This window comes from Vibrio sp. MOR3, from assembly GCF_001557775.1.
Classification (GTDB): domain Bacteria; phylum Pseudomonadota; class Gammaproteobacteria; order Enterobacterales; family Vibrionaceae; genus Vibrio; species Vibrio jasicida.
The window spans coordinates 61,378-82,963 of record NZ_LNRD01000003.1 but is presented as its reverse complement, the minus strand read 5'-3'; the positions used below and the strand labels follow the sequence as shown (position 1 = coordinate 82,963).

The window sequence follows — 21,586 nt, the reverse complement described above, 5'->3', positions numbered from 1 at the left end:
CTTTTAGGTTGGTTTTATGCAGTTTTATTGATTTCAAACCATTATGCTCTTGTTTGAATTGACTAGAATTATTTGTTTTTTCTTGCAGGGATGTAATTTATTTACATAGATCGTAGTGAGATTTATTACGGTTTACGATTGGTGAGAATCTATGCAGTTACATGAGTTGGTCAACACACTAGGTCAAGACCTTCAGCGTCGTTACGGCGAAAAAGTCCATAAGCTGACTTTACATGGTGGCTTTAGCTGCCCAAACCGCGACGGCACCATTGGTCGAGGTGGTTGCACGTTTTGTAATGTCGCGTCCTTTGCGGATGAAGAAGTCCAGATCAAAAGCATTCATGATCAATTGAAAGATCGTGCGGGAGAGATCCACCGTGCGAAAAAGTACCTTGCTTACTTCCAAGCCTATACCAGCACATACGCGGAAGTGCAGGTATTGAAAAATATGTATGAAGAAGCTCTCAAGGCCGCTGACATCGTGGGGTTGTGTGTAGGCACTCGTCCAGATTGTGTTCCTGATGCCGTATTGGATCTGTTGTCGGATTATGTCAATCAAGGTTATGAGATCTGGTTGGAATTGGGCCTTCAAACTGCCAAGAACGACACACTTAAGCGAATCAACCGAGGTCACGATTTTGAATGCTATGCTGATATCACCAAACGCGCTCGTGCGCTAGGTATCAAAGTATGTACTCATCTTATTGTTGGCTTACCAAAAGAAACACGCAGCGATAACATTGAAACACTGCGTAAAGTCCTTGAAGTAGGCACTGATGGCATCAAGTTGCATGGCTTGCATATTGTTGATGGTAGCACGATGGCAAAGGCATGGCGTGCTGGAAAACTAGAAGCTCCAGAATTGGAAGAGTATGTAGCGATTGCCAGTGAAATGATCCGTATGACCCCTAAAGAGGTGATTTATCATCGTGTCTCTTCGGCTGCACGTCGCCCAACATTGCTCTCCCCGTTGTGGTGTGAAAACCGTTGGCTAGCGATGACAGAGATAGGAAGAGCTTTGGATCGCGAGGGGGCTCAGGGCAGTTTGAATGGTGACCCTTTCATCTATAGTAAGCCAGAATTAAAGGCAGATTGATCGATTAATAACTGGTATATTTTTCCCGATTTGCATTAAAGGTCGGAAAAATGGATCAGTTACTCGATTGGTTATGGGATGGGTGGGGCAACTACGAATTTGTAGTCCTGCTCTTTTTCGTGTTTGCCGTTGCCGTTACATTAATTTATTTACGTTTTCAAACCGCTTTAAAGTACGTTGTTACTGATTCTCCTTATCCTGTGCTTGTGGTTGATGCTAACCATGGGCAGCTTCTGTTATCTAACCATCCCGCGATGCAACTATTGGCTATTCGTCCTTTAGGTTCTGGTTTTCTTTATCCGGCTTCATTTAATTTAGATGAACTTGTCGTATTGCTTGATAGCTTTTCAAGCCGACAATTTCGCCAGCAAATTTTTGACTGGCGTTTATCCGATGGTGAAAGCATCAAAGTTGAGTTATCTGGTCGAAAGAGCTTACTGCGTAGGCAAAGAGTATGGATTCTGTATGCTCAAAGTCATCAAATGACCCAGAAAGATCAGCAACAAGAACTGGCCCAACTAAACATTGCTCGTTCTGCCTTGGACTCGTTGTCTGAATTGATTTGTTTGCAAGATCAACAAGGTAAAGTACTGACCACTAACCGCGCGTTTGATCAATTTTGGCAAGGTCGAGAAAACGAAGCATGCACTTCAAAATCCAGTTCGATGTCTGCTAGAAAAAGTGACCGTCGTTGGACAACGGATCCTCAAGGACGCAGTTGTTTGCTAGAAGTGAATCAGAATTCACTAGTGTCTCAAACTGGGGAAATGATAGGGACGCTGTCAATTAGCCATGATGTAACTGAATGGCATAAGATACAGCAAAACTTACGTGATGAAATGGAGCGTCGTAAAGATACGGAAGTGGCTCTGGCTCAACGTGACACCATTCTTCAGACCATTTTGGACGCCAGTCCAGATTCGATCGGTATCTTCAATGAAAACATGGTGTATCAAGCGTGTAATAAGCCGTTTGTGAATGCTCTAGGGATTCCAGATGTTTCAGACCTAATTGGAAAGCGTCTACAAGATGTGATCCCTGAAGATATTTACATCCGCCTAGAAGCCAGTGATCTTCAGGCTTTACAGCAAACTCACCCCGTGCGTTATATCGACAAAGTGACCAGTACCGACGGTTATTACACATGGTTTGATGTGGTGAAGTCACCCTTTAAAGATAAAGCTTCTGGTACCAATGGTGTGCTGATCATGGCTCGCGATATTTCTGAACGTTATCTTGCGGAGCAGAAACTGGAAGAAGCCAACTTGGAGTTGGAGAAACTCAGTTTCTTAGACAGCCTAACTCAAGTCGCAAACCGACGCCGATTTGACGAGCAACTCGATACACTTTGGTACCATCATGTTCGAGAGAAGCTACCTCTGTGTATCATGCTATGTGATATCGACTTCTTTAAGCGCTATAACGACTGCTACGGCCATCAACAAGGTGATGAGGCGCTAATTAAAGTGGCATCGGTATTCCAGCAGGTGGTTAGTCGTTCTTCTGATTGTGTTGCTCGTTATGGTGGTGAGGAGTTCGCTTTCATCTTGCCAAATACCACGACGGAAGGGGCTCAAAAAGTCGCTCTGCGGATACATGAACGCATTCATGACCTCGGCATCGAACATTGCTGTTCAGAAGCTTTTGCTCAATTGACAGTCAGTATCGGCTTTGTCTCTTACATTCCTCAGCACGGCGATGAACCTGAAATGGGGGTCGCGATGGCAGACAGTGCACTCTACCAAGCGAAGGCCGATGGTCGTGATCGAACCAGTGTTCATCCAAGTTCTTGCTAACGCTTTGTGACCGCTTGCTCTAAGTTGAGAGTAGGCGGTTTTAATCACCGTATTAAACACGTTAAACTGCCCATACATGGTGTGAGGTGTCTGCTAGCCCTGAAGCTTCGCTGGTTCGCCAATGTGTATTGCCAAACTTAAAACAGCTCGAAATATCTTCACTGTTTTAACTTCTCTAACTGTCAGGGTTCGATATCTAGCTTGTTCCATGGAGTAGTGAATGAAGCCCATGAAAAACCTCGCCCAGTACTATGTTGACCTATTGGTTAAGCTGGGGATTGTCCGTTTCTCTATATTGCTGGCCTTAGCGCTGGTGGCACTGGCTGTTGTGGTGCAAGTTGGTATTACGCTCGCCTTGAAAGGGAACGTCGACGATATTGATATTGTTCGTTCTGTTTTCTTTGGTCTGCTTATTACCCCTTGGGCGGTGTATTTTCTTTCCGTTGTTGTTGATCAGCTAGAAGAATCTCGTCAACGATTGACCAAACTAGTCTCTAAGCTGAAAGACATGCGCTCGCGTGACCAAGAACTGAACTTCCAATTGCAGCAGAACATTGAAAAGCTCAATCAAGAAATTGAAGAGCGCATTAAAGCGGAAGAAGCGCGCGAAGAAGCCATGCAAGATTTGGAGAACGAAGTATTCCAACGTGAACGCACTCAGTTAGAGCTTGCCGAGCGTACCGCACTTTTACGCTCTTTTATTGATGCATCTCCAGACTTGATTTACTACCGTAACGCCGATGGTGTCTTCTCTGGTTGTAACCGAGCAATGGAAGAACTCACTGGTAAGAAAGAGCATCAATTGGTGGGCCTAAGCCCATGGGATGTTTACAGCAAAGAAGTGGCCGAGCACATCGTTGATACCGACCAAAAGGTCTTTGCAGACAATCAGGCCATCACTTACGAGCAATGGCTTGAATATCCAGATGGTCGCAAGCACTACTTCGAATTGCGCAAAGTACCTTTCTACAGTAAAGATGGCCGTCACCTTGGTCTGGTTGGCTTTGGACGAGATATTACCGAACGTAAACGCCATGAAGAATCGCTAGAAAAAGCCAGCCGTGACAAGACCACCTTTATTTCCACCATCAGTCATGAACTGCGCACGCCATTGAATGGCATCGTTGGTTTGAGCCGAATGTTGCTCGATAGTCAGTTAACGCAAGAGCAGCGTAAGCACATGCAAACCATTAACGTCAGTGCCATTACCTTGGGCAACATCTTCAACGACATTATCGATATGGATAAATTCGACCGTCGTAAATTGGAACTGCTGCCTGCACCATTGAACTTTGAGGATTTTGTAGCAGAGATTGAAAGTATCTCTGCTCTGATGGCGGAGCAGAAAGGGTTGCGTTTCGACCTTGAACGCTTGAGCGCATTACCAAAAGCGATTGAAGTGGATGCGACCCGCCTGCGTCAGGTTATCTGGAACTTGGTTAGCAACGCAATGAAGTTCACCAAAGAAGGTGGCGTCGTCATGACAGTCAGCGCAGATGTCGAAGACGACTACGCGACCATCATCATGGAAGTAGAAGACACTGGCATTGGTATTCCTGAAGAAGAGCTGGATAAGATTTTTGCGATGTACTACCAAGTGAAGTCAGGCAAAGACAACCTTCATGCGGTTGGTACTGGCATTGGTTTGGCGGTTTCTAAGCAGCTTATCAACATGATGGATGGCGATATTACTGTTGCGAGTGAAGAGGGCTTCGGTAGTACCTTTACCGTTTCGATTCACGTTCCGATTGTTGAATTGGAAGAGCCTGTTATCGATGCTCAGCGAGATAAAGTGCATCTAAATATCTTTATGGTAGAAGATATCGAACTGAACATTACTGTTGCCAAGTCACTGCTTGAAAGCTTGGGACATACCGTCACTGTTGCCATGACAGGTGAAGAAGCGCTGGTGAACTTTGTACCAGACGAATATGACTTAGCGTTGCTGGATATACAACTACCAGACATGACAGGTTTTGATGTGGCTAAGTACTACCGTGAGCATTACGACAACTTGCCGCCATTAGTAGCACTAACAGCGAATGTGATGAAAGATCGTCGTGAATACTTAGACAATGGTATGGACGATGCAATCAGCAAACCACTTGCGGTACAAGCGATGCAATCAGTGATTGATAAGTTCTTCGTTAATCGTATTGATAACCAAGAGGAAGAGGTTGTTGAGCCTGAGCTCGTTGAGGATGTTACACCGACCCCATCGCCCGTCATCAATACCCATTTACTTGATTTGGATATGCTAGAGTCATACGTGGATATCGTGGGTGTGAAACCTGTTTATGACAGTATCAAGATGTTCGAAGACATGATGCCAGACTACATTCAGATTTTAGACTCGAACATGATGGCGAAAGACCAAGATGGTATTGTTTCAGAGGCGCATAAGATCAAAGGCGCCGCGGGTTCTATTGGTCTTAAACACATCCAAAGTGTTGCACAGAAGGCACAATCTCCAGATATGCCTGCTTGGTGGGAAAATATCTCGGACTGGGTCGAAGAAATAAAAAATGAATATCAAAATGACATTCAAGTCTTAAAAAGTTGGTTGGAACAGAGGAAATAACATGAAGAAGTTTGCATCGGCAGCACTGGCAATCGCATTACTTGCTGGTTGTAGTTCTGCTCCTCAAGTGGGATGGCAAGAAGACAGCCAAATCACCATGAATAAAGTGAATGTTGAGCTGAAAAGCAACTTGTGGGTAAACCTAATGCCAACCATTGGTGAGGTTCAAGAGCAAAACGTACATGGTGCGTTGTACTTGAAATCAGACAAGGAACTACCAGCCAACTTGACCGTGGATTCATTGATCATCAAACAAGGCGATTCTGAATGGCAAATTGATGGTGACTTGCTTGAGTTACGTACTCATAGTGAGAACCAGTGGGAAGTCGCCTTTGTTTGGCAAATTGAAGCGGATATGGAAAAGTCAGTCGACTTAGCTTTGTTATTAGATGATGCTGGTAAGAAAGGCTGGTTGGTTGAGAAACACATTAAGATCGATAAAGTATATTGATATTGCGTTTTCTCAGATAAAAAAAGGGCTTGCTCATGGAGCAAGCCCTTTTTGTTTGTGTTGAAGCGATTAGTCTTCTAGATCGCCACAGAAGCGGTAACCTTCACCGTGAATCGTCGCGATGATTTCAGGAGTACCTGATACAGATTCAAAGTGCTTACGAATGCGACGGATAGTCACGTCAACAGTACGGTCGTGTGGCTTAAGCTCACGGCCCGTCATCTTCTTAAGAAGATCAGCACGAGTTTGAATCTTGCCTGGGTTCTCACAGAAATGCAGAAGTGCACGGAACTCAGAACGAGGCAGTTTGTAGCCATCGCCAGCTGGGCTCACAAGAGAGCGGCTGTTGATGTCTAGCACCCAACCGTTGAACTCATATTTTTCTACCGAGCGCTTCTCTTCTTGTACTGCGTTAGTGCTCATTGAGCGGCTTAGCAGGTTACGTGCGCGGATAGTCAGTTCACGTGGGTTGAATGGTTTAGTGATGTAGTCATCAGCACCGATTTCAAGACCTAGGATCTTGTCTACTTCATTGTCACGACCAGTTAGGAACATCAGTGCGATGTTCGCTTGCTCGCGAAGTTCACGTGCTAAAAGGAGACCATTCTTGCCTGGAAGATTAATGTCCATGATAACCAAGTTGATTGAATTTTCAGACAACACTTGGTGCATCTCTTCACCGTCACTGGCTTCAAAAACAGCGTATCCCTCTGCTTCAAAAATACTCTTAAGAGTGTTACGAGTTACTTGCTCATCTTCTACGATAAGAATCTGCGGGGTTTGCATTGGCGGTACCTAAATTTGTGACAAAATTGTGCTAATAGAATAAATTCTAGGCAAAAATATAACATACAGGTAATGTGATTTTGATAATAAATCAAGTTGATCAAAAAAACACTTCTTTCAGTTATCCGCCTTCCTTGGAATTTTGCCAACTCACCAGTATCCGATGGCGACGTTTATTCTATAGGGCTTGTTTACCTTTCATTTCCTAGCCTTCGCGGGGCCTGAAACGTAAACACCCTAAGATATGGAGCGGATTTTATATTGTTAACAGCATGCTAACAATGCTCAAATGTTAATTCCATTCAGTTTGTTGATTTACATCAATTGATGAAATGTAACCGTTATTAATCGTTTAAGAGTTATGATAGAAAAAAGTAATACGAACATAGACGCATCGTTATGGAATGCTTATTCAGAATCTTTCTTTCGTTTTCATACTGATTGGTGCTCTTCAAGCTACGCAGTGATAACCGCTTGGAACCCTTACAGTAATTTGCGGTCAAAAGAGATGAATTGCATAAGTAATCATGAACTCGAAAAGCAATTAAACCACGTTAAACACGTGCCTGTCACGGTTGGTGATCAGGCATTCGAATGGTTTGAAGAAAGTTACGCAGCAGAACTCACGCCAGAAGCGGCGATAGTGCTGGCAAAAGATTTCCAACAGAACGCGATTTACTACGTCATTGATGACGAGCTTTACCTGATAGCGTGTTCAGAACCAGAGATTTTGCACAAGCTTGGTTCGATGAAATCCAGACTGGTATAGAAGGATACTACTCACTGGAGTTTTGCTCGGGTGAGACATTTCACGGAGGAACTATGAGAGACATAACACCAGATATTTGTGACCAATTTGAAGAACAAGTTACGTTACTGAGTCTGCCATTGCAGAATTTTGGTCAACGTACCGCGTTTCATGGAGAGATAGTCACAGTGCGTTGCTACCATGATAATTCAAAAGTTCGCGAGGTACTGAGCGATAATGGTACTGGCAAAGTACTAATTGTTGACGGACACGGCTCTTGTCAAAAAGCCTTGCTAGGCGATCAATTAGCGATTCTTGGGATCGAAAATGGTTGGGAAGGCATCATAGTGTACGGAGCGATTCGCGATGTAGCTCAGATTTCTCAAATGGACATTGGTGTTCAAGCCCTAGGCACATGTCCGTTTAAAACAGAAAAGCGTGATGTCGGAGAAGTGAATGTTACGCTGACAATGCAGAACCAAATTGTTCAACCTAAGCATTACGTGTATGCGGATTGGAATGGCGTATTGATCTCTAAAGAGGCGTTGGATTTTTAAAAGCGGAAACCAAGTCCGACTTCAAAGCCTTGTTGCCAATCTTGATAATCTAAAGTGGCGTGAAGATCTAAGTTTTCGGTGATTTTTACGCGGCTTGAAACTTCGGCAGCGAGGCTACTGTCTTCTTCACGAATACCTTCGGTCGTTTCCGCTTTATAAGAGCGAACTGTACTTTTAACGGTGACGCGATCATTTAAGTGATAACTGATCCCACTCAAAAAGCCACTTTGGTTTTGCGTTGGTGAATTATTTACACGCGCACCTACGTAAAGATCAACCGAGTCAAACAGCTCATACGCGTAACCGCCATCAATATTCCAAACGTCAAAGCTCTCGGTATGGTAGTTTTCACTAGAAATGAAAAGCTTGTGTGGGGAAGCTGTGGTTTTTCCTGGGAGAGGTGGCAACTCATTTGCAGCACAAATGCTAGGCACAACAAACAGTAACAGAAAAATCCATTTTTTCATGTTGACCACTCCTTGTGTCGAACTTTGTTATTAGTATGTGCTTAAAGCTTCTCAATATTAAAGCATAGAATATGAAAGTCAGCTCACTTATTTTCTACTTAATTCAATCCTATGAACCTTGATCACAGTTAACTTGTTGTTAATTAGTATTCATGAGGATCGATGTTTTGATCATATGTAGATAGAAGAGGATCAGGTGTCATCACCGCTATTTGCTTCTATATCAAACAGACCGTTGTAGAGAGAGAAAAAGTTCAATTGACTATGATAATTCGCAACCCTTTGTAATTACATTGAAATATCAAAGACATTGCGTAGCGGAAATCACTACAAGACCGGAAAATAGACAATTTTTTGTTGACTCTGTACCGGAAACTCGGTAAACGTAGAGTTAAGCAAACACACAATTATCGTTGAATATTTATTTATGCCATCAAACAGCCTAGTAGTAATGACCACAACCATTATTATTACCAACACGACCAATGTTGGGGCAGGCTGCTGAGCGAAAGAAATTCACAAAAAAGGCCTGTATCCAACAAGATACAGGCCTTTTTTTATGCTTTTTTAAATGAAATTTAGACAGAATTAAGAAGATACATCGGAGGAAGGGATGCGAGTATTGAAGTTTGGCGGCTCATCATTAGCAGATGCAGATCGCTTTTTAAGAGCAGCGGATATCATTGCCAATAACGCTCAACAGGAAGACGTTGCCGTTGTGCTTTCTGCACCGGGTAAAACGACCAATAAGCTTGTTGCGGTGATCGAAGGCGCACTTCGAAACGGTGAAGCAGAGCTTCAAATCAATGAGCTAGAAGCGTCGTTTAAAACGCTATTTTCCGAAATCCAAGCGGTTGTTCCAAATGTGGATGGTACGGCTTTCGATAACCAAGTTAAAACCTCACTTTCTCAATTACGTCAATTTGTTCACGGCATTAATCTTCTTGGTATGTGTCCAAACAACGTCAACGCACGCATTATCAGCAAAGGCGAGCGTGTGTCGATTCAACTGATGAAAGCGGTACTAGAAGCAAAAGGCCAACCTGCGCATCTTATCGATCCGGTTGAGTACCTATACGCGAAAGGCGATCATCTAGAAGCGATGGTTGATGTTGAAGTCTCTACGCAGAACTTCCGCCAAAACCCGCTTCCAGAAGGCCATGTCAGCATCATGCCGGGCTTTACAGCTGGTAATGAAAAAGGTGAATTGGTAACTCTGGGTCGTAATGGTTCTGACTACTCCGCAGCGGTACTGGCCGCATGTTTGCGTGCAGATTGCTGTGAAATTTGGACTGATGTAGATGGCGTTTACAACTGTGACCCTCGCCTAGTTGAAGATGCACGCCTACTCAAGTCGCTCAGCTACCAAGAAGCGATGGAGCTTTCTTACTTCGGTGCTTCCGTTCTGCATCCAAAAACCATCGCACCAATTGCACAATTTCATATCCCATGCCTGATCAAAAACAGCTTTAATCCACAAGGTGCGGGTACATTGATTGGCCAAGATACTGGCGAAGATAATCTAGATATCAAAGGCATCACGACGCTAAATGATCTAACGATGGTTAACGTGTCTGGCCCAGGTATGAAGGGCATGGTAGGCATGGCAAGCCGTGTCTTTGGTGCGATGTCATCAGCGGGCGTGTCTATCGTACTTATCACACAATCTTCTTCTGAGTACAGCATCAGCTTCTGTATTGAAGCGCAAGATAAAGCCAAAGCACAGCAAGTGTTGGCTGACGCATTTGAGTTGGAACTAAAAGACGGTTTACTTGAACCAGTCGAGTTCATCGACGATGTGTCTATTGTGACGTTGGTTGGTGATGGTATGCGTACTTCTCGCGGTGTCGCTTCTCGCTTCTTCTCATCTCTTGCTGAAGTGAACGTAAACATCGTGGCAATCGCACAGGGCTCATCTGAGCGTGCTATCTCTGCCGTGATTCCTGAAGACAAAATCTCTGAAGCAATCAAAGCGTGTCACGAGAACCTATTCAACTCTAAGCACTTCCTAGACGTATTCGTTGTTGGTATTGGTGGCGTTGGTGGTGAGCTGGTGGATCAGATCGAACGTCAACAGGTGAAGCTTGCAGAGAAAGGCATCGTGATTCGCGTGTGTGGTTTGGCAAACAGCAAAGGTCTTCTGCTTGATAGTGAAGGTCTTCCTCTAGAGCATTGGCGTGACCGTATGTCTGCTTCAACTGAAGAATTCAGCCTAGCGCGTCTGATTTCATTGGTTCAACGTAATCACATCATCAACCCTGTGTTAGTTGACTGTACGTCCAGCGAAGCCATTGCGAATCAGTATGCAGACTTCTTAGCTGCAGGTTTTCATGTCGTAACACCAAACAAAAAAGCTAACACGGCAAGCATGGCGTACTACCATCAACTTCGCGATGTAGCGCGCAGCTCTCGTCGTAAATTGATGTACGAAACAACCGTAGGCGCAGGTCTACCGGTAATCGAAAACCTACAAAACCTAATCTCAGCGGGTGATGAGCTAGAGCGCTTCAGCGGTATTCTTTCTGGCTCTCTGTCATACATCTTCGGCAAGTTAGATGAAGGTATGAGCCTGAGTGAAGCGACAAACATCGCGAAACAAAACGGCTTTACGGAACCGGATCCGCGTGACGATCTATCGGGTATGGATGTGGCACGTAAGCTACTTATCCTTGCTCGTGAAGCTGGCATGTCTTTAGAACTGGAAGATGTCGTTGTTGACCAAGCGTTACCACCGGGCTTTGATGATTCAGGCAGTGTTGATGAATTCATGAAGCGTCTGCCAGAAGCGGATACGTACTTTAAAGAGCTGTCAGCTAAAGCGGCAGAAGAAGGCAAAGTACTGCGCTACGTGGGGGAAATCGTTGACGGTAAATGCACGGTAAGTATTGCTGCAGTCGATGAAAACGACCCGATGTTTAAGATTAAAGATGGTGAAAACGCACTGGCCTTCTATAGCCGCTACTACCAACCAATTCCACTGGTATTGCGTGGTTACGGTGCTGGTACTGAAGTGACCGCAGCGGGCGTATTCTCTGATGTGATGCGTACTTTAGGTTGGAAGTTAGGGGTATAACGGCAATGAGTTCAAGTGATATGGATGTTGTGGTTTATGCCCCAGCATCAATTGGTAATGTAAGCGTTGGTTTCGACGTTCTGGGGGCGGCGGTGTCGCCAGTTGATGGCACTCTTTTGGGCGACCGAGTATTGGTAAAGTCAGGAGCTGAGCCATTCAGCCTAAAAACCTCCGGTGACTTCGTTGAAAAGTTGCCTACCGAGCCAAAAGAGAACATTGTTTACGATTGTTGGGTGGTGTTTGCTCGTGAGCTAGACAAAAAAGGCGTCAAGCTAAAACCACTTGAGATGACGCTAGAAAAGAACATGCCAATTGGCTCTGGTTTAGGCTCAAGTGCATGCTCTATCGTTGCGGCATTAGATGCATTGAACCGATTCCATGGACAGCCACTTAACGAGACAGAGTTACTGGCACTGATGGGAGAAATGGAAGGCAAGATCTCTGGTGGTATTCACTACGACAACGTCGCACCATGTTACCTTGGTGGTGTGCAATTGATGCTTGAAGAGTTGGGTATCATCAGCCAAGAAGTGCCTTGCTTTGATGATTGGTTCTGGGTGATGGCGTATCCGGGTATCAAAGTATCAACAGCAGAAGCGCGTGAGATCCTACCATCTCAATACCGCCGACAAGATATCATTGCTCATGGTCGCCACCTTGCAGGCTTTATTCATGCGTGTCATTCTGGTCAGCCAGAACTTGCTGCAAAAATGATCAAAGACGTGATCGCAGAACCGTATCGTGAGAAACTGCTTCCGGGTTTTGCGAATGCACGTCAATACGCAGCGTCTGCGGGTGCATTGGCTACCGGTATTTCTGGCAGTGGGCCGACACTGTTCAGTATTTGCAAAGAGAAAGATGTCGCTGAGCGAGTTGCTCGCTGGTTAGAACAGAACTACGTACAAAACGAAGAAGGATTCGTCCACGTTTGTCGTCTAGATAAGCAGGGTTCGAAAGTAACAGGAAGTGAGCTATGAAGCTTTACAATATAAAAGAAAATGATGAACAAGTTTCCTTTGGCCAAGCCGTTCGCCAAGGGTTAGGTCGTAATCAAGGCCTATTTTTCCCATCGGAATTACCAAAATTTGAAGATATCGATGCGCTGCTTGCAGAAGACTTTGTCTCTCGTAGCACTAAGATTCTATCAGCGTTAATTGGCGATGAACTTGCAGAAGAGCAAGTGAATGCTCTTGTTGATGCTGCATTCCAATTCCCTGCGCCTATCAATCAAGTAAAAGACGGTGTTTATGCACTAGAGCTGTTCCATGGTCCAACGCTTGCGTTTAAAGACTTTGGTGGTCGCTTTATGGCGCAATCTCTTGCTGCGGTTTCGGACGGCGGCAAGATCACTATTCTGACTGCAACTTCTGGCGATACTGGCGCAGCCGTTGCGCATGCTTTCTACGGTATGGAAGACATCAACGTTGTGATTCTTTACCCGAAAGGCAAGATCAGCCCACTGCAAGAGAAGCTATTCTGTACGCTTGGTAAGAACATTCACACTGTTGCGATCGATGGTGACTTCGATGCCTGTCAGGCTCTGGTTAAGCAAGCTTTTGATGATTCTGCGCTGCGAGAAGAGATCGGTCTGAACTCTGCAAACTCAATCAACATCAGCCGTTTGATGGCGCAAATCTGTTACTACTTTGAAGCCGCTGCGCAAATGAGCAAGCGAGAACGTGAAAACCTAGTTGTGTCTGTACCAAGCGGTAACTTTGGTAACCTAACTGCTGGTCTATTGGCAAAAGCGCTGGGTCTGCCTATCAAACGCTTTATCGCTGCAACTAACGCTAATGACACTGTTCCTCGCTACCTAGAAACAGGTAAGTGGGATCCAAAACCAACAGTAGCAACAACATCGAACGCGATGGACGTGAGCCAACCAAACAACTGGCCTCGTATCGAAGAGCTATGCCGAGTGAAAGAGTGGGGCTTGGAGACGCTAGGTAAAGGTGCAGTAACGGATGAGCAAAGCGCGCAGTCAGTAAAAGATTTATACGCCATGGGTTACTTGTGTGAGCCGCACGGTGCGATTGCTTACCGCGTGCTTGAAGAACAACTGCAAGACGGTGAAACAGGTCTGTTCCTATGTACTGCACACCCTGCGAAGTTCAAAGAAGTGGTAGATGACATTCTGCAATCTGACATTGATCTTCCTGCGCCACTAGCGAAGCATGCGGTGATGGAGCTGCTATCGGAAGATCTCAACGCAGACTTTGACGCATTGAAACAAGTACTGCGCCGCGTGCAGTAAGCTTCAAAATACAGTCAGTATCAAAAACACAAATAACGAGAGGTGAATGAGCAATCATTCACCTTTTTTATTGCCGGTAAGTTTTAACTCTCTTTATTATTGAGAAACGAACTTAACTAAATGAGATGGAAAGAGAAGCATGCATTTTTTGATTTTTCTTGGCTCAGTGAGAGACAGCACGCCACCACGACCAGCCCGTTTAGGAATGCGAGTCAGTAGAGCGTGTGAAAAACTCATCGTGAGTCAGCATTCGCAACATACTGTCGAAATCATTGACCCATTGGGCTATGACTTTGGCGATGTGTTTAAGCCCGAGTTTGCTTATCACCGCTCTAAAGTGCCAGAACATCTGAGTGAGCTGGCAGATAAAATCAAACGTGCCGATGGGTATGTGATGGTCAGCCCGGAATACAACCATTCGATGAGTCCTGCCTTGGCAAACATGCTTAACCATTTTGGCAGTTCGCTGTTTTCCTATAAGCCAAGTGCTATCGTGACCTACTCTGCAGGGCAATGGGGTGGCGCTCGTGCTGCAGTGTCGATGCGCACTTTCTTATCCGAGTTGGGATGCTTACCCGTGTCGGCAATGATCCATATTCCAAAAGCACAAGAGGTGTTTGATGAGCACGGTGTTGTTGCGGACGAGTCGGAGCAGGCGCAGTGGGATAGCTATATGAATCGCACCCTGCATCAACTGATTTGGTGGGCAGAAGGGGCGTCATTGCAAAGAGAGAGGCTTGAACCAACCTCGTTGGCACAAGCGTTTCAGAAAGATCCTTCGCAAAGAAACGCACCTTAGAGGCGAGTTGCTTTCTGCTGTCGGAAGGGTTTAGAAGGATCCAGAAACAAAAAAAGCTTGGTCATTGCTGACCAAGCTTTTTAAATTCTAGCAAGCTAGTTTACTGAGAGATTATAGAGACTCAGTAAAAGTACGAGCGATTACGTCACGTTGCTGTTCTGGAGTTAGCGAGTTGAAACGTACTGCGTAACCAGAAACACGGATAGTTAGCTGTGGGTAGTTCTCTGGGTGTGCTACTGCATCTTCTAGAGTTTCACGCTTAAGAACGTTTACGTTTAGGTGCTGACCGCCTTCGATGCGAGGAGCTGTTTCGATTGCTACTTCACGGCTTTCGTATTCACCTAGGTCGCTAATTGCGATAACTTGGTCTGCTTCGTAAGTTGATGCTGCAGCAACACAACGCGCTTCGTTCTTCTCGCTATCTAGTAGCCAGATTGAGTTTAGTAGTTCGTCGTTAGCTGCTTTAGTAATTTGGATACCTTGGATCATCACTATCTCCTAGACCACTTACGTGGTGATTATTGGTGTTAATTTTCGAATTTTTGTCGAGCTAAGTATTATATAGCCAATATCCATTATTTTAATATTGATTTAAGTCAAAAAACAACCAAAAACCTTAATTTTCTGAAGGTGATTTTCTTGAGTTAAATCAATAAAACGTTTGAAAACATACTATTTACAATTTATTTGATAATATAAAAAATATTTAAAAGTTAATTTTGTTGTAAATTTACTACAAAACAAGCTCAAAACTTAACCTTGTTTACGCAACTGCCTGTATTTAGGTAGCCATACTGAAAGTCGAAAGTGATTAAATGACAAACATGAAAAACAAGTTTGGAAACAAATTTATTGGTGCTCACGTATCTGCGGCTGGAGGGGTTGATCAAGCGCCTCTTCGTGCTCGTGAAATTGGTGCGAATGCGTTTGCTCTGTTTACTAAGAACCAACGCCAATGGGTTGCAAAACCACTCGAAGAAAAAACCATTAGTGCGTTCAAAGCAAACTGCAAAATGCTTGGTTTCGGCGCGGAACACATTCTTCCCCATGACTCTTATCTGATTAACTTGGGTGCTCCAGAAGAAGAAAAGCGGAACAAATCCCGCGCGGCATTTATTGATGAGATGGAGCGTTGCAATCAATTAGGTTTAACGTTGCTAAACTTCCACCCTGGTAGCCACTTAAAGAAAGTGTCGGAACAGGTGTGTTTGGCGACGATCGCCGAGTCGATTAACCTGGCGCACAAAGCAGTGCCGAATGTGATCGCTGTGATTGAGAACACGGCAGGTCAGGGCACTAACTTAGGTTGGAAGTTTGAACATTTGGCTGAAATCATCGATCAAGTGGAAGACAAAGAACGTGTTGGCGTATGTCTCGATACTTGCCACACGTTTACCGCAGGTTACGATCTGCGTACTAAAGAGGATTGTGAGCATACCTTTGCTGAGTTCGACCGTATCGTTGGTATGCACTATTTAAGAGCAATGCATCTAAATGATTCAAAAGTCGAATTCGCTAGCAAGGTTGACCGTCACCACTCATTAGGCAAAGGAGAGATCGGCTGGAGCTGTTTTGAGTACATCGCTAAAGATCCACGTTTTGATGGTATCCCTCTGATTTTAGAAACAATTGACCCAGATATTTGGCAGCAAGAAATCAACACCTTACGCCAATTCCACATTGAAGAAATGGTTAATTCCTAACGGGATGGCAAAGTTGGCATCCTTCTTTCTTAGCTAAAACAATTGAGCGGTTATGCGCTTGTTTTAAACGCCTGAACTCAACGTTGTAGTTAGGCGAAGCTAGTTAGGAGGATGACAATATGTCTCGACCAGTTTCTTTTATCCCGGCGACACACTCTCGACGAGTGTTGCGTTTACCCACCCCAAATCGCCATATCACCGGACAGGGGCATTTTCGAACGCCGCAACGACATTAGCGAGGGCTCTCGTTAATGTCATGATTTTTTGAAAAGCCATCTCAAGCTGATAGTAAGTTTTTGTTTGTTTGGACTTCGCTCGGTAGAATAAAGGAAAACCCTAGGACAGGAACTTTCCATGAATCAGTTACCGACTTGGCACGATGTGATCGGCGAAGAGAAACAACAGAGCTACTTTGTAGATACCCTGAATTTTGTTGAAGCAGAGCGCGCCTCAGGCAAAGCGATTTATCCGCCAACCAAAGATGTGTTTAATGCGTTTCGCTTTACTGAATTCAATGATGTGAAAGTCGTGATTTTAGGGCAGGACCCCTATCATGGACCGAACCAAGCACACGGTTTGTGTTTCTCTGTGCTGCCAGGCATTAAAACTCCGCCATCTTTGGTGAACATGTACAAAGAGTTAGCGCAAGATATCGAAGGCTTCCAAATTCCGCAGCACGGTTTTTTACAAAGCTGGGCCGAACAAGGTGTGTTGTTACTCAATACAGTATTGACAGTAGAGCAGGGTAAAGCACATTCACACTCTAAAACCGGTTGGGAGAGCTTCACTGACCGTGTGATTGAATCGATCAACCAGCATCAGCAAGGTGTGGTGTTCTTACTGTGGGGAGCACATGCACAGAAGAAAGGTCGTTTCATTGACCGTAGCAAGCATCATGTGTTGGCCGCTCCACATCCATCGCCGTTATCTGCTCACCGCGGTTTCTTTGGCAGTAAACCATTTTCACAAGCGAACCAGATCCTGCTTCAGCAAGGTAAAGAAGCCATTAATTGGCATTTGCCTTTAACGGTGTAAATCTCACTTTTCCTCTTATATAAAGAGGTAATTCTCAGTACAGCGATCGTGACACAATGATCGCTGTTTTTTTGAACATCGTCGAATCAGATATTAGGTTTCTCATATACACTTATAGAAAGTAGGTGTTAAGGAGAGACGCTATGATGATCGAAAGAATTCGACGAGAACACGGCTATATGGTCCGTTTACTGGCGATATTGCGCCATAAATTAAATGAGATTAAACAAGAGAATGCCATCAATTATGCGTTGGTGAGCGAAATCGTAGATTACCTCTCTAACCATTCTGAAAAAATCCACCACCCTAAAGAAGACATTCTCTACCATTACTTCCTAAAACAGTACGGTCAGCAGAAGACAATTGAGAACTTAGAGCTTGAGCATCAAGTGTTGGCGAGCAAAACCAAAGACTTCTCAATGCTATTAGAAATGATCCTGCAAGATGCTGTCGTTCCACAAGAGTTATTCATAACACAGTTAGAGGACTTTATTGTTACTCAAAAACGTCATTTGGAGATGGAAGAGCGACAGGTACTGCCTCTTATTGAAGAACTGTTTACCTCGGACGATTGGCAATATGTAGAAAGCCTATGGCATCAGAGTGAAGATGATCCAGTATTTGGTAGTACTATTGCAGATCGCTATAAACAATTGGCTGAACGAGTGCGTCAGAACGATGTAGAGTTCGTTTAAAGCGAATTATGACAAGGTAAACGATTGTTTTAGCGCGGTTTATTTTGCGTTTTCTTATTTGATGAGAATTAAGGGTAAATTGAATTCTTACAAATAGGGCAGAATTTTGAGGTAAATTCTCAATCAATAAGAATGGGTGTTATAGGGCGAAATTCAACGCAAAAACACCCATCAAATTCATAGGTCTATAAATGACAAAAGGCACCCACGAGGTGCCTTTTGTCTAAATTATAGTTTGATATCTTCTAGAGAGATGTCGTGACAGACATCCAGTTCACGCAGTTCCTTTAGCAAATTACGTCGGTCGTTCATTTCTTCTATTTCTCGCCACTTACGCTTCAATGGTTTCGCACGAGATTTTGATGTTGAGGTAGTATCCAGACCAAATAGGTCATCGAGTTGAAAGCCTTCCATAAGCCACCTTTACCTTTCTATATCTAAACTGTTGTAACCAGTCCTTGTGGAGCTTTTTAAGTACCACAATAGACGTGAGGATAACCATGATATATTTCGCATTTGTGTCGGTAACATGACATTTTCGCGCAAAAATACTCACAGAATCACATTTTGCATGGGGACGGAGTGCGCAAAAAATAAGCGAACGAACTCACGAAAACGATTAAATGAAGAGATTTGGTATGTTAATTCGAGCGACAGATTTTACTTAAATTTTGAATACTAAGGTTGCATAGCATCGCTTTGATGAAAATGTATCCAATCGTAACAGAGTGAGGTCATTAAAATTTGTCAGATACCTTGTGGTTGCTAGCCTCGCTAAAAATAAATGGGATGGTGTTTTGTTAACGATTGCGGGGCTATTTATGTTGAGTTTTGATAAACGCAATGTTGCTGTTTGTGAGCAATAAGTTTTCGTTTTATGTTAATCAATAGTGACTTTATAGTGAAAAATAACAAGCTTATTTTACTGATTGCATATTGATTTTTGCTTGTCGAGGCTGCATTATCCGCCCGTCAAAAAATACGCTGGTACGTAAAATGGATGCATGAAGCGACGTTTACGATTCTAGATTGCGAAATAAACATTATTCAAAAAGCTAAGCAGACTTTGACACTTAGCATGCAATCTGGTGGATGGCTCGGAAGCAAAGACTGGCGCAACTCACTTTGAGGTACACATGACAGACTTAATCAATTTGATGAACGACCTCCTTTGGGGCTCGATTCTTGTTTATCTTCTTGTTGGTGTAGGAATCTACTTCACCGTTCGATTGGGATTCATTCAATTCCGCCATTTCGGCCACATGTTCTCTGTTCTAAAGAACAGTCGTAAAGCAGACAAAGCTGGTATCTCTTCTTTCCAAGCGCTTTGTACTAGTCTTGCTGCACGTGTTGGTACGGGTAACATGGCGGGTGTTGCAGTTGCACTGACTGCGGGTGGCCCTGGTGCAATCTTCTGGATGTGGTTGATTGCGATGCTTGGTATGGCGACGTCGTTTGCAGAAAGCACACTGGCGCAGCTATACAAAACCAAAGATGATGATGGCAACTACCGCGGTGGTCCTGCTTACTACATGGAAAAAGGCTTGGGCATGCGCTGGATGGGCGTGTTGTTCTCAATTTTCCTAATCATCGCTTTTGGTTTGGTATTTAACGCCGTTCAAGCAAACTCTATCGCGAATGCAATGAGCAATGCATTTGGTTGGGATGACCTTTACGTAGGTATCGCAGTTGTTGCTTTGTCCGCTATCGTTATTTTTGGTGGTATTAAGCGTATCGCGAAAGTTGCTGAGTTAGTTGTTCCTGTAATGGCTCTGGCTTACCTCGTTCTTGCGATGTTCGTGATGCTTTCTAACTTAGAGAAACTACCAGACGTTCTAATGCTTATCTTCAAGAGCGCATTCGGCCTGCAAGAAGCAGCTGCTGGTGGTCTTGGTTATGCCATCGCACAAGCGATGATCAACGGTATCAAACGTGGTCTATTCTCGAACGAAGCGGGTATGGGTTCTGCGCCAAACGCGGCAGCATCAGCAACGCCTTACCCACCACACCCAGCATCTCAAGGTTACGTACAGATGCTAGGCGTGTTCATGGATACGATCGTTATCTGTTCGGCGACAGTTGCTATTATCCTGATGTCAGGTGAGTACGTAGGCCAAGCAACAGAAGTGACCGGTATTGAGCTAACTCAGCGTGCATTGAGCTCGCAAGTGGGTGATTGGGGCGGCATTTTTGTTGCGGTTGCGATCTTCTTCTTCGCATTCACCTCAATCATTGCTAACTACTCATACGCTGAAACAAACCTTATCTTCCTAGAGCACAACCATAAAGCGGGTCTAGGCATCTTCCGTATCGTTGTACTAGGTATGGTTATGTTTGGTGCGTTAGCTTCTCTGCCTGTGGTTTGGTCGCTTGCTGACGTCTCTATGGGTCTGATGGCGATTGTGAACTTGGTTGCGATCATCTTGCTATCTGGCATCGTGATTAAACTGGCGAAAGACTACAACCGCCAGTTGAGTGAAGGTAAAGTGCCAACGTTTGATCCGAATGACTTCCCTGAGCTGAAATCTCAGCTAGAGGAAGGTATTTGGGACAACAACAAGAAGGCAGACTAAGTCGCTTAATCATTGTTGAAAGCTATCAACACGATTCAAAAAGCCATGCAGACAATGCATGGCTTTTTTTGTACCCTAATGGAAAACAAAATTAGGGAAGTTAAAGTCATGCTTATCGTCGTTTCTCCAGCTAAAACGCTTGATTACGAGTCTCCACTTGCAACCGAGACGTTTACTCAACCAGACTTGGTTAGCTATTCAAAAGAGCTGATCGAGGTATGCCGTAAATTAACACCTGCCGATGTTTCGTCACTGATGAAAGTGAGCGACAAAATCGCTGACTTGAACGTCGGCCGTTTCCAAGAGTGGAGTGAAACCTTCACGACAGATAACGCTCGCCAAGCGATTTTGGCGTTTAAGGGCGATGTGTATACAGGTCTTGAAGCGGAAACTCTTTCAGATACTGATTTCGATTACGCTCAAGGTCATCTACGTATGCTGTCTGGCCTTTACGGCCTGCTTAAGCCGCTTGATTTGATGCAGCCATACCGTCTTGAAATGGGCACTAAGCTAGCAAACGAAAAGGGCACTAACCTCTACCAGTTCTGGGGTAATGTCATTACCGATAAGCTGAATGAAGCGATTGCTGAGCAAGGCGACAACGTGCTGATCAATCTTGCATCGAACGAATACTTCAAAGCGGTGAAGCCAAAGAACTTGGATGCTCAAGTGATCACACCAATCTTCAAAGATTGTAAGAATGGTCAATACAAGGTGATCAGTTTCTACGCGAAGAAAGCGCGCGGTATGATGGCTCGCTACATCATCGAAAACCGTATCGAAAGCGTTGCTGACCTCACTAAGTTTGATGTTGCGGGTTACTACTTCGTTGAAGAAGAGTCGACGCCAACTGACTTGGTGTTTAAGCGCGAAGAGCAAAACTGATTGAAGTAAGTGAATCGCGAGTTGATGACTCAGCGAAATAAAGTACGCCAAAAAGCCGGATAGTTATCCGGCTTTTTTTATGTCTGT

19 protein-coding genes and 1 other annotated feature are annotated in these 21,586 nt (G+C 44.4%); of the genes, 15 read left to right on the top strand and 4 right to left on the bottom strand.

The window, feature by feature from the left end; genetic code table 11:
• Positions 1-151: 151 nt before the first annotated feature.
• The 4 genes from ATB76_RS07735 (at position 152) to ATB76_RS07720 (ending at position 5,924) form a co-directional block, all read left to right on the top strand.
• Positions 152-1,096, top strand: coding sequence for a TIGR01212 family radical SAM protein (locus tag ATB76_RS07735; protein WP_038878188.1), 945 nt, complete (start codon positions 152-154; stop codon positions 1,094-1,096).
• A gap of 50 nt (positions 1,097-1,146) precedes the next feature.
• Positions 1,147-2,892, top strand: a complete 1,746-nt coding sequence (locus ATB76_RS07730) for a diguanylate cyclase (protein WP_061035006.1) — start codon at positions 1,147-1,149, stop codon at positions 2,890-2,892.
• Positions 2,893-3,112: 220 nt separating this feature from the next.
• A complete protein-coding gene (gene arcB / locus ATB76_RS07725) occupies positions 3,113-5,473 on the top strand; it encodes an aerobic respiration two-component sensor histidine kinase ArcB (RefSeq protein ID WP_042605375.1) in 2,361 nt (786 codons plus the stop codon).
• 1 nt (position 5,474) lies between these two features.
• A complete protein-coding gene (locus ATB76_RS07720; RefSeq protein ID WP_038866326.1) occupies positions 5,475-5,924 on the top strand; it encodes a hypothetical protein in 450 nt (149 codons plus the stop codon).
• Between the two features lie 69 nt (positions 5,925-5,993).
• On the opposite strand, the gene arcA is transcribed toward ATB76_RS07720, so the two are convergent.
• Complete coding sequence (gene arcA, locus ATB76_RS07715) at positions 5,994-6,710, bottom strand: two-component system response regulator ArcA (protein WP_038866329.1); 717 nt, start codon at positions 6,708-6,710, stop codon at positions 5,994-5,996.
• Positions 6,711-7,071: 361 nt separating this feature from the next.
• Here arcA and ATB76_RS07710 point away from each other — a divergent pair, with 361 nt between their 5' ends.
• Together ATB76_RS07710 and ATB76_RS07705 are read left to right on the top strand one after the other, a co-directional pair.
• Positions 7,072-7,479, top strand: coding sequence for a DUF3293 domain-containing protein (locus tag ATB76_RS07710; RefSeq protein WP_038866331.1), 408 nt, complete (start codon positions 7,072-7,074; stop codon positions 7,477-7,479).
• 53 nt (positions 7,480-7,532) lie between these two features.
• Positions 7,533-8,015 (top strand): putative 4-hydroxy-4-methyl-2-oxoglutarate aldolase, encoded by a 483-nt coding sequence (locus ATB76_RS07705; RefSeq protein ID WP_038866333.1) that lies wholly within the window; start codon positions 7,533-7,535, stop codon positions 8,013-8,015.
• Here ATB76_RS07705 and ATB76_RS07700 read toward each other — a convergent pair.
• Positions 8,012-8,482, bottom strand: a complete 471-nt coding sequence (locus tag ATB76_RS07700; protein ID WP_038866336.1) for a hypothetical protein — start codon at positions 8,480-8,482, stop codon at positions 8,012-8,014. The two genes, ATB76_RS07705 and ATB76_RS07700, sit on opposite strands and share 4 nt — an antisense overlap.
• A 440-nt stretch (positions 8,483-8,922) precedes the next feature.
• Positions 8,923-9,042: a sequence feature (Thr leader region), on the top strand.
• Between the two features lie 53 nt (positions 9,043-9,095).
• On the opposite strand from ATB76_RS07700, the gene thrA reads away from it, so the two are divergent.
• The 4 genes from thrA (at position 9,096) to ATB76_RS07680 (ending at position 14,608) form a co-directional block, all read left to right on the top strand.
• Positions 9,096-11,555: a bifunctional aspartate kinase/homoserine dehydrogenase I gene (thrA, locus tag ATB76_RS07695; protein ID WP_061035005.1), complete on the top strand. Its 2,460-nt coding sequence runs from the start codon at positions 9,096-9,098 to the stop codon at positions 11,553-11,555.
• A 20-nt stretch (positions 11,556-11,575) separates the two neighbouring features.
• Positions 11,576-12,532: a homoserine kinase gene (gene thrB, locus ATB76_RS07690; protein WP_061035004.1), complete on the top strand. Its 957-nt coding sequence runs from the start codon at positions 11,576-11,578 to the stop codon at positions 12,530-12,532.
• Entirely contained in the window at positions 12,529-13,809 is a 1,281-nt protein-coding gene (gene thrC, locus ATB76_RS07685; RefSeq protein ID WP_061035003.1) for a threonine synthase, read from the top strand. Before thrB ends, thrC begins: the two co-directional genes overlap by 4 nt.
• Before the next feature lie 139 nt (positions 13,810-13,948).
• On the top strand, positions 13,949-14,608 hold the full coding sequence (locus ATB76_RS07680) for an NAD(P)H-dependent oxidoreductase (RefSeq protein WP_061035002.1): 660 nt from the start codon (positions 13,949-13,951) through the stop codon (positions 14,606-14,608).
• Between the two features lie 111 nt (positions 14,609-14,719).
• Here the strand turns inward: ATB76_RS07680 and grcA are convergent, their stop codons facing one another.
• Complete coding sequence (gene grcA, locus ATB76_RS07675; RefSeq protein WP_005434930.1) at positions 14,720-15,097, bottom strand: autonomous glycyl radical cofactor GrcA; 378 nt, start codon at positions 15,095-15,097, stop codon at positions 14,720-14,722.
• A gap of 326 nt (positions 15,098-15,423) precedes the next feature.
• Here grcA and nfo point away from each other — a divergent pair, with 326 nt between their 5' ends.
• From nfo to ATB76_RS07660, 3 genes are all read left to right on the top strand, one after another.
• Positions 15,424-16,311, top strand: a complete 888-nt coding sequence (gene nfo / locus ATB76_RS07670; protein ID WP_038866346.1) for a deoxyribonuclease IV — start codon at positions 15,424-15,426, stop codon at positions 16,309-16,311.
• 354 nt (positions 16,312-16,665) lie between these two features.
• A complete protein-coding gene (gene ung, locus ATB76_RS07665) occupies positions 16,666-17,346 on the top strand; it encodes a uracil-DNA glycosylase (RefSeq protein WP_038866348.1) in 681 nt (226 codons plus the stop codon).
• A gap of 143 nt (positions 17,347-17,489) precedes the next feature.
• Positions 17,490-18,041: a hemerythrin domain-containing protein gene (locus ATB76_RS07660; protein ID WP_042599726.1), complete on the top strand. Its 552-nt coding sequence runs from the start codon at positions 17,490-17,492 to the stop codon at positions 18,039-18,041.
• 228 nt (positions 18,042-18,269) lie between these two features.
• Here ATB76_RS07660 and ATB76_RS07655 read toward each other — a convergent pair whose 3' ends face one another.
• The gene (locus tag ATB76_RS07655) at positions 18,270-18,455 is read right to left on the bottom strand and encodes a DUF3545 family protein (protein WP_039977404.1); all 186 of its coding nucleotides are present in this window, start codon (positions 18,453-18,455) and stop codon (positions 18,270-18,272) included.
• A 722-nt stretch (positions 18,456-19,177) separates the two neighbouring features.
• Between ATB76_RS07655 and ATB76_RS07650 the strand changes: the two genes are divergently transcribed.
• Positions 19,178-20,614, top strand: a complete 1,437-nt coding sequence (locus tag ATB76_RS07650; protein WP_038876224.1) for a sodium:alanine symporter family protein — start codon at positions 19,178-19,180, stop codon at positions 20,612-20,614.
• Between the two features lie 108 nt (positions 20,615-20,722).
• Complete coding sequence (gene yaaA / locus ATB76_RS07645; protein WP_061035001.1) at positions 20,723-21,499, top strand: peroxide stress protein YaaA; 777 nt, start codon at positions 20,723-20,725, stop codon at positions 21,497-21,499.
• The last annotated feature ends 87 nt before the right edge of the window (positions 21,500-21,586 follow it).